Raw genomic sequence first — 9,216 nt, 5'->3', positions numbered from 1 at the left:
AGGACTTTCGCTTTGAGGCAGGGGTTTAAACCCCTGCCGGACTATCGGTTTGATGCTAAGTTGACACCAATGTGCTCCCGTGCCTACCACGATCGGAATTTAGGCACGGGCGATCGAAAACCGTTTTTTTTGGGAATACTCAATTTATAGCCCCTAAAAGCAACAAAAACCCGATTTCTTTGAAGTTGATGCGGAATATCGCGTTCCGTAGATTAGCTATTTGTCATCGGGCGGGGGAAGGTTTATGAGATTGTGCGATCGATCGCACATGATATTACCCATTACCAATCCCAATTACTTATGATACTTAACTTATTCGATCGAATCGGCAACTGGAATCCCCAATTATTTCGAGAAATCAAAGGCCGCTTGAAGATTGGCAATATTGCGATCGCGTCTGCCATTTCTCTCAGCGCTCAACTGCTGCTATTCATGTATTTCAGCGCCCTGATACCAGTTGCTCCCCCTCGTGGGGAATACACTTACCCCATCCATCGCACATTTTGCACTTTCGACGATCCCAATCATTATTCTTATGAGAAAAAGTGTGTCAGAGATGCCTTGGGCAACTTTGCCATTAACTGGTCGGAGTGGTGGTCACAGATATTCATGTGGCTGAGCATTTTAAGCGTATTAGCCCTATTAGTAGCAGGGACTTATATGCTTGTCAGTGACTTAGACAAGGAAGAAAAACGCGGCACGCTCAACTTTATTCGCCTCAGTCCCCAGTCTGCTAAAACCATTTTTATCGGCAAAATTCTGGGCGTACCAATTTTATTGTATCTAGCAGCAATTCTCGCTGTACCGCTGCACTTGTACAGTGGATTAGCTGCTCAAATACCCTTGAATGAAATTTTCTGTTTCTACATAGCAGTTCTAGCTAGCTGTGCTTTGTTTTACAGTGCTGCGATGCTCTTTGGATTGACAACCAGTTGGTTGGGAGGATTTCAACCTTGGTTGGCTAGCGGTATGGCTTTTGTTATGTGTTGGATTTCCGGATTAGGATTAAGTATGATATACGAGTCGCAATGGTTTTACTTGCCAGTCAATAAAAATATTGCGATCGGTCATGCTTTGTCTCTCTTGGTTTGCGGTACGGGAATCTATTGGCTGTGGCAGGGATGGCAGCGCCGCTTTCCCAATCCCAGTGCTACAGTTTTGAGCAAGCAACAAAGTTACTTGGTAGTTATTTGTTATCAGGTAATAATGTTAGGGTTTTCATTCCAAGTAAGTGCATCAGCTTATCCTTCTAATCGAGGCTATTTACTACTGTTGAATTTGCTGATGTTTTTAGCTTTAATTGCAGCTTTAACATCTGACAGACAATCTTTGTACGATTGGGCGAGGTATCGGCAACAAATCGTTCCCAGCAGTAAGAAGTTATGGCGGCGCTACCCGTTACTCGATTTAATTTGGAGTGAAAAAAGTCCGGCTGTAGTGGCGATCGCGATTAATCTATTCATCTCAGTCATAATTTTCATACCTTGGATGCTGTTTCAAAAAATTGAGACAAGGGAATTTTGGAGAGTAATTTGCTGCCTCAATCTCATCCTAATTTACGCAACCATCACCCAACTATTCCTATTTACAAAAAATCGAAATCGGGAAATTTGGGCAGCAGGCACTGTCGCCAGCGCTATTTTATTGCCACCTCTGATTTTAGATATGTTATCGATCGCCCCAGCAACAGCTCCTATTTTGTGGTTATCTTCAACATTTCCTATTTTGTGGTTATCTTCAACATTTGCTAGCTTTTGGTATTCGTCATATTTCATAGGGTTGGAAAATACGATTTTGTTTTCTATACTCAGTCAGTGGACTGTGTTGGTGTTGTTGAATCTCAAATTGCGATCGCAACTGAAACTCGCAGGACAATCAGCTTCTAAGGCACTGCTGAAAGCTTGAAAAAGCCTGGTAATTAAAAGGATCGGACTTACGCAAGGGTGCAATTTTTACACGATCGATCCTGGACGCACTCAGACTCCTCGAAACCGGGTTTTTTACGCCCATCTGCGGGCTGCAACGAAATATTTTCTCCAAAAACCCGGTTTCTCTGCCCCGATCATAAGCCCTGATTAAAGTTGCAAAATAATTTCTGACTGTACAGATCCAAAATTATAGATTCAGCGTATATCACTAATGAACGCAGTACAAGGTTTCATAAGTTCGCACCGCTAAAAAGTTCAGCTTGGGGTTTGCAGTTGCGCTGCGGGCGCCCCAGTTTATACTGCAAACTATCGAGTATATCTGTATCTGGGGCGATTTTATATATCTCTGGAGGCGGATTTATTTATCATTTTGGCTGCGTACAATATCGATCGTAAAATATGCAGTTCAAACCAAAAGTATTTCTGTGAAATTAGCCGTTGCTGCGAATTTGGGAAATTTTGTGCTGAAAATTCCGCTGCCTAAAGGTGCGGGAGTGTCAAATTTATAGGGGGATTGGATCGTGGCAGAAATTAGAGGCACTGCACAAGCAGACACGCTTGCAGGAACTACAGAAAATGACCTGATTTTTGGTCTGATGGGCAGTGATGCAATTGCTGGAAATTCAGGCAATGACAGCATTTTTGGCGGAAAAGACAGCGATTCAGTTGAGGGAAATTCCGGCAGAGATTCGCTGTTTGGGGATTTAGGTAACGATACTGTTAATGGCGGTGAAGATAGCGACTTTTTATTTGGCGGAAAAGGTAGCGATGTTATTTCTGGAAACGCGGGTAATGATGTTTTGTCGGGCGATCGAGATACTGATATCCTGATAGGTGGAGACGGGGCAGACGTATTTGTTTTGAGCCGCTACGCTGTGGCAGATCCTTTTCGTACCAGCGGCGGTGTGAATTTGGAAAATGCAGATGCGATCGCAGATTTTGCCAACGGTACAGATTTAATCGGTTTGGCGAGCGGTCTCAATTTTAGCGACTTGAATATTCTGGACGCTGGAAACGATACTGTGATTCAAGACCGGGTAACAGGAGAATTTTTTGCTACTCTCAGAGGGGTGCGACAAAGCGCGATCGACCAAACAGATTTCACGACTAATATCAACAGCATTGTTCCCAATCCCCCGCCTCCAGCGCTGACAACGGCTTATGCTTTAACTCCTGCTAATCGGATTGTCGGCTTTAGCCTTGCTAATCCGGGAAGTGTCATCTCAGATTTGCCCGTGACTGGATTGCAAGCGGGAGAAAGTTTGCTGTCGATTGATTATCGACCTGCTAATGGCGTGCTTTACGGTGTGGGTTCTAGCAATCGCTTGTATACTGTCAATCCGAAAACGGGGGAAGCAAATCCAGTCGGTAGCGGGCAGTTTGCTGTTCCCCTAACTCCGGGGGCTGCGGGTTTTGATTTCAATCCGACAGTCGATCGCATTCGGTTGGTCAATCAAGCGGGTCAAAACGCCCGCCTCAACCCGGATACGGGGGCAATAGTAGATTCTGACACATTAACTGGGGGAATTCAACTCGATCGCAATTTAGTGTATGCCACGGGCGATCGCAATTTTGGAAGTTCTCCAGCGGCTGTGGGGGCTGCGTATGTGAATAACTTTGCCGGGGCAACTTCGACAACGCTGTTTGTAATTGACAGCAATTCTGATGTTTTGGTGCGGCAAGATCCGCCGAATAATGGAGTGTTGAATACGATCGGATCTTTAGGAGTTGATGCTACTAGCATTCTGGGCTTTGATATCAGGAGTATTGGCGGCCGCGATGTCGCAGTAGCGGCGCTGGAAGTCGGGGGAGTTTCGGGATTGTACAATATTAATTTAAGCACCGGTCAAGCTTCTTTTGTCAATCAAATTGCTGACGGGAGACAGATTAACGGTTTGGCTGTGCCTTTGCCTACAGCTTACGCCTTAACGGTCAGAAATGGCGTTGAAACAATTGTTGGTTTTAATGAGGCGGCACCGCGGGCGATTCTCAGCGACACAGCAGTTACGGGCTTGCAGCCGGGAGAAAGTTTGTTGGGAATTGATTTTCGCCCTGCTAACGGTTTGCTTTACGGTGTGGGTTCTAGCAATCGCTTGTACGCGATCGATCCGGTGACTGGGGCTGCAAGTCAAGTCGGTAGCGGGCAGTTTGCTGTTCCCCTAACTCCGGGGGCTGCGGGTTTTGATTTCAATCCGACAGTCGATCGCATTCGGTTGGTCAATCAAGCGGGTCAAAACGCCCGCCTCAACCCAGATACCGGGGCAATAGTAGATTCTGACACATTAACTGGGGGAGTTCAACTCGACGGGAATTTGGCCTACCGGGCGGGCGATCCTAATGTTGGAAATCCGGCTGCGGCTGTGGGGGCTGCGTATGTGAATAACTTTGCGGGGGCGACTTCGACAACTTTGTTTGTAATTGACAGCAATTTGGATGTTTTGGTGCGGCAAGATCCGCCGAATAATGGAGTGTTAAATACGATCGGATCTTTGGGAATTGATGCTTCTAGCGTTCTCGGCTTTGATATTAGGAGTGTTGGCGGCAACGAGACGGCTTTGGCTGCGATCGATGTTGGGGGAGTTTCCAGCCTGTACAATATTAATTTGACGACCGGTCGGGCTTCGATCGTCGGTCAAATTGGCGACGGGCGATCGATTAAAGGTTTGGCACTGACTTTGATTTAACTGCTAGATTAAGAGGGATTTGAGATTGACCGAAAGTTTATCTAAAATCGCTGACTTGCATTGCATTTGTTCGCTCTCTTCTGTTTAAATTATCTGCGTTTATCTTCGTCGATTTACCTTGAATTTGCTGTCAATCGGCTCGCATTAAAGATTTATGCAATGCAAGTTTAATCGTTTGGAAAATTCCCAATTTCCAATTCCCAATTCCCAATTCCCAATTCCCAATTCCCAATTTCCAATTCCCAATTCCCAATTCCCAATTCCCAATTCCCAATTCCCAATTCCCAATTTGAGGTAACATATTATTTTGACAACAAAGATAAGATGTTATCCCAAGTCTTCTACTTGCTGCGTTCTCGCGCTGACGGCAAATATATCAGCGCTTGTCCCAATCCAGATTCCGCCGTCAGTTACCTGCTGATGTTTCGCGAAGATTATGATGCTTTGAGTTATTTAAATGCCCACGCTGCTGATGTTGCCGATCGATTTGCAGTAGAATCGATTCCGGGTTCGTCGGTGAAAAAGCTGCTGGAACGTTGGGGTTTTAACGGTGTGGGGGTTGTTCAAGACCCGCTGTTACCCAATATTGAGTTTTTATTGACAAATAATTGACAATCGACAAGATTTGCGCTTCACCCGGTTTCTAGCAGAAATCGGGTTTTTTGCTGAATTTTTGGGCCGATCGCGCGATCGACCTTCCCGAGTCCGAAGCCCCATATTTAGTGCAAATTGTCAAATTTGTCAAGCTTTTACCCTAAATCTGAATCCTGTTGTATATTCATAGTCTGTTGATTTATTCCGACACGACACGTCAGTACACAACCTATGGTTCGAGAATTAGAGCGATCGAGTGCCCGCGAGAAACGCCACCTGTCCGATTTCCCCGAAACAGCACCCGCAGCCAATCCAGTATTTTTCAGGACATACAGCCGCCGTACCGAGACAGGGCGGGAGACTTGGGCCGATGTGTGCGATCGAACCGTCAAGGGCTTAGCATCCCTGGGAAACCTCACCCCCGAAGAAACGCAACTCCTATACCGGATGCAAAACGAGCTCAAAACCCTCGCTTCCGGGCGCTGGCTGTGGGTAGGCGGCAGCAAATGGATTGAGCAACCAGAGAATTTTTCCGGCGCATATAATTGCTCCTCAACAAATATTATCGACTGGCGCGCCTTTGGCTTATTGATGGATTTGGCAATGATGGGCTGCGGCACCGGTGCAGTTTTGGAACCCAAATATATCAACCAATTGCCACCGATTACCAACCGCTTAACCGTGACAATGCAAGGCGAAATCGGCTCGACACCAGCTCAATCTCGCCGTCAAGAAACCGAAGTAAAAATATCAGAAAAAACCGCAACTATTCATGTCGGAGATTCCCGTCAAGGTTGGGTGAAATCCTATCAAGCTTTGCTGGAATTATCCACAGATGAAAGATTTGCCGGAGAAGTTCAAGTTTACATCGATTTGAGCGATGTCCGCCCCGTGGGAGAACCTTTGAAAGGTTTTGGTGGAGTCGCAAATCCGGTGAAATTGCCCGACCTTTATCAGCGTTGCTCGGCAATTTTGAATAAAGCTTTAGGACGGCAGTTAAATTCAGTTGAATGCTGCGTATTGATAGATGAAGCTGCGGTCACAATTGTTGCTGGCAATATTCGTCGCTCCGCCGGAATTCGTCAGTTTACTTTTGATGACGAACTCGGGGCAAATGCTAAAAACAATTTGTGGCAACAAGACGATCAAGGCAACTGGAGAATAGACCCAGAACGCGATGCTTTGAGAATGGCAAACCATACCCGTGTTTTCCATTCCAAACCGACATTAGAAGAATGTATTGATGCCGTCCGCAAACAGTATTATTCTGGTGAAGGTGCAATTCAATGGGCTGGTGAAGCTGTAGCTAGAGCTAACGTTGATTTACTTTCAACCCCGAGTCTTAAAACTGAGTTTTTGGCAGCTTACGACGAAGGAAAAGCTAAACAGTGGTTCCAGGAACGCTATCCTGACATGACTGCTGAGGAATTAGAGCATCGGTCAGTCCGTTTGGGCTTAAACCCGTGTGGTGAGATAATTGGCTCTAATTTTCACTGTGTCAGTGGTGACACTTTGCTAATTACGAAAGACGGACTGCATAAAATAAAGGACGTTGTTGGAAGTGAAATCGAAATTTGGAATGGTCAAAGATGGAGTTCAGTCACACCATTTCAAACAGCGAGCGATACCAAGGTTGGACGACGCAAACTTTATCGTGTAAAGTTTGCTGATGGTACTTATCTGGATGCCACAGAATATCATCGTTTCTTTGTCAAGGATCGCTTTGGTAAAGTTTACCAAGAAGTCCAAACTAAAGACTTGATGGATACAAGTCGATATAGCATTCATACTGAACCTTTTACAATTCAGTATGAAGATGGCATGAATATCGATACGAGTTATGCTTACACTTTGGGTGTGGCTGTAGGAGATGGAACTACAGACCAAAATGACAATGCAAAAGTTCGACTTTACGAAGGCAAGATGGCATTGTCAGTCGCAGGAAATAAGTCGCCTGAAAGAAACTATGACTATTTACCTGTTTTGACAGATGTAACTAACTTGAGCTTTTCGGGAGAATTTCTGAAAAGTTTGAAAGTTAACCCAGAAGCACTAAATGTAATTGCGAGCTGGAATCGGCAAGCAATCTTACACTTTATTGCTGGATTAGCCGATACGGATGGATCGAATACCAATAGTAATGGTATCAGAATTTATATCTCCGATCGCGATCGGGCTTTTAGAGTTCAGCTACTTTTGACAAAATGTGGTATTAGCTCATCGCTAAATCTTTGCGCTCATCAAGGAGCAATTACTAATTACGGTGTCCGAAGTCAAGATTTGTACTACTTGCAAATTACTGACTGTGGTGAAATTCCTTGTCAGCGGTTAGATGTGAGCAAAGGGACGAAGGCTAAATGCAAAGGTAAATGGCAAGTTGTCAGAAGTGTCGAAGAATTACCAGGATTGCATGATACTTACTGTTTCAATGAACCAGACTTTCATAAGGGAGTTTTCGGAAATAGCCTAACTGGAAACTGTAATCTTTCTGAGGTTCACCTCAATCAACTTGACCCTTATAACTTCAAAGAACAAGAAGAAGCTTTCACAGCCGCAGGTTTATCTGTCGCGGTACTTCTCAATCACAAATTTAGCGAACCTCGCTATCAATACAGCCGCGAATTAGACCCAATTGTCGGCGTATCATTTACGGGATTGTTCGATTTCTTCGTTCACGCTTTCGGCGTTGAGTGGCTGCGCTGGTGGGTGGAAGGTCGCCCGCAAACTGTGCAGGGAATTGCGTTTAAACAGCGGGAATCAGAGTATTTGACTGGTTGGCGGGAAATTGTGAATCGCGTAGTATGGGATTATTGCGATCGGCATTCTTTGAAACGCCCAAATCGCTGCACAACCGTTCAACCATCGGGTACAAAATCGCTGCTGACAGGCGCTTCTCCCGGCTGGCATCCCCCGAAATCGCAGCGTTTCATTCGCCGGATTACTTTCGGCAAAAACGACCCTGTAGCCCTCGCCTGCATCGACTACGGATACAACGTAATTCCGTCCCAATCCGACAAAGATGAAAACGGCAATTTGCTGAACAATCCCTTCGATGAGCGCTGTACAGAATGGCTGGTAGAAATACCCGTTGCTGTCAGTTGGGCCGATTTGCCCGGTGCTGATGAAATTGAGATTAACAAATTCTCAGCGGCGGCACAAATGGACTTTTATATGCAAGTGCAAAAGTTCTACGTGCGGCACAACACCAGCGCCACGATTGAGTTGCGAGAAAATGAAGTTGAAAGCTTGGGTACGCGGATTTATGAAGCGATTCGCGATGACGACGGCTACATTTCCGCCGCACTTTTGTCTCGCTTTGATGCCCTTGAGACTTTCCCACGTTTGCCTTTTGAACCGATTGAAAAGGCAACTTACGAAACGATGTTGAAAGACGTTTTAGTGCGCCGTCAAATCGATGTTTTCCAGGTGGCACTGAGTCGTTATGACTTGGGTGAAATGATGGATTCTGGGCCTGCGGGCTGCGATTCGGATAAGTGTTTGATGCCTGAGACTAAGACTATGTAATAGCATTGAATAAAATCCCCCATTTTTGGGGGATTTTTTATGTTTAATTTTAGGTCAAAAAAAATCGTAGGGGCGGGTTCACCAACCATAATTGCCTGAAATTAATAATCTCGTAAACCCGCCCCCACCCAACGAATAATTTTCACTCCCTCCCCATGTCCGGGAAGGGGTTATTTCAAAATTACCGATCGAATGTTCTGTCGCAAGTGTCAGCTTGCTGCGACTGTAGCAAGTCGGGGTTAAACATTACCACGAATTTTCCGCAGGGAATTAAGCGGTGGAGAATCTCTAGATGACCATCTGCATCAGAGCGAGTGCGGAACTGACCAACTGTCAACCGCTGCATTTTGGGTAGCAAACGAACCAGCACCCAAAGGGTAAAGTCGTTCTTTGTAAGGCATAATTAACTTGTCTCCATAGCTGGTAAAACTATAGTCATTTATAGGCATGGGAGGCTTCAAGTCCCTCCCCCTTCACTTTTACTT

The 9,216-nt window shown here is 45.4% G+C and carries 6 protein-coding genes; 4 read left to right on the top strand and 2 right to left on the bottom strand.

Annotated elements, in window-relative coordinates; genetic code table 11:
• Positions 1–300 precede the first annotated feature (300 nt).
• Entirely contained in the window at positions 301–1,905 is a 1,605-nt protein-coding gene (locus QT974_RS26055) for a hypothetical protein (RefSeq protein ID WP_333471310.1), read from the top strand.
• Between the two features lie 544 nt (positions 1,906–2,449).
• Entirely contained in the window at positions 2,450–4,612 is a 2,163-nt protein-coding gene (locus QT974_RS26050) for a DUF4394 domain-containing protein (protein ID WP_333471309.1), read from the top strand.
• Positions 4,613–4,742: 130 nt separating this feature from the next.
• Here the strand turns inward: QT974_RS26050 and QT974_RS26045 are convergent, their stop codons facing one another.
• Complete coding sequence (locus QT974_RS26045; protein WP_333471308.1) at positions 4,743–4,913, bottom strand: hypothetical protein; 171 nt, start codon at positions 4,911–4,913, stop codon at positions 4,743–4,745.
• Positions 4,914–4,936: 23 nt separating this feature from the next.
• Between QT974_RS26045 and QT974_RS26040 the strand changes: the two genes are divergently transcribed.
• The gene (locus QT974_RS26040) at positions 4,937–5,224 is read left to right on the top strand and encodes a hypothetical protein (protein ID WP_333471307.1); all 288 of its coding nucleotides are present in this window, start codon (positions 4,937–4,939) and stop codon (positions 5,222–5,224) included.
• Between the two features lie 213 nt (positions 5,225–5,437).
• Positions 5,438–8,731 (top strand): ribonucleoside-triphosphate reductase, adenosylcobalamin-dependent, encoded by a 3,294-nt coding sequence (gene nrdJ / locus QT974_RS26035; RefSeq protein WP_333471306.1) that lies wholly within the window; start codon positions 5,438–5,440, stop codon positions 8,729–8,731.
• Between the two features lie 305 nt (positions 8,732–9,036).
• Here nrdJ and QT974_RS26030 read toward each other — a convergent pair whose 3' ends face one another.
• Positions 9,037–9,180, bottom strand: a complete 144-nt coding sequence (locus QT974_RS26030; protein ID WP_333471305.1) for a hypothetical protein — start codon at positions 9,178–9,180, stop codon at positions 9,037–9,039.
• Between the last annotated feature and the right edge of the window lie 36 nt (positions 9,181–9,216).

Source organism: Microcoleus sp. BM001215392 (genome assembly GCF_036700185.1).
Lineage (GTDB): Bacteria > Cyanobacteriota > Cyanobacteriia > Cyanobacteriales > Microcoleaceae > Microcoleus.
This window is presented reverse-complemented; position numbering and strand designations above follow the sequence as displayed.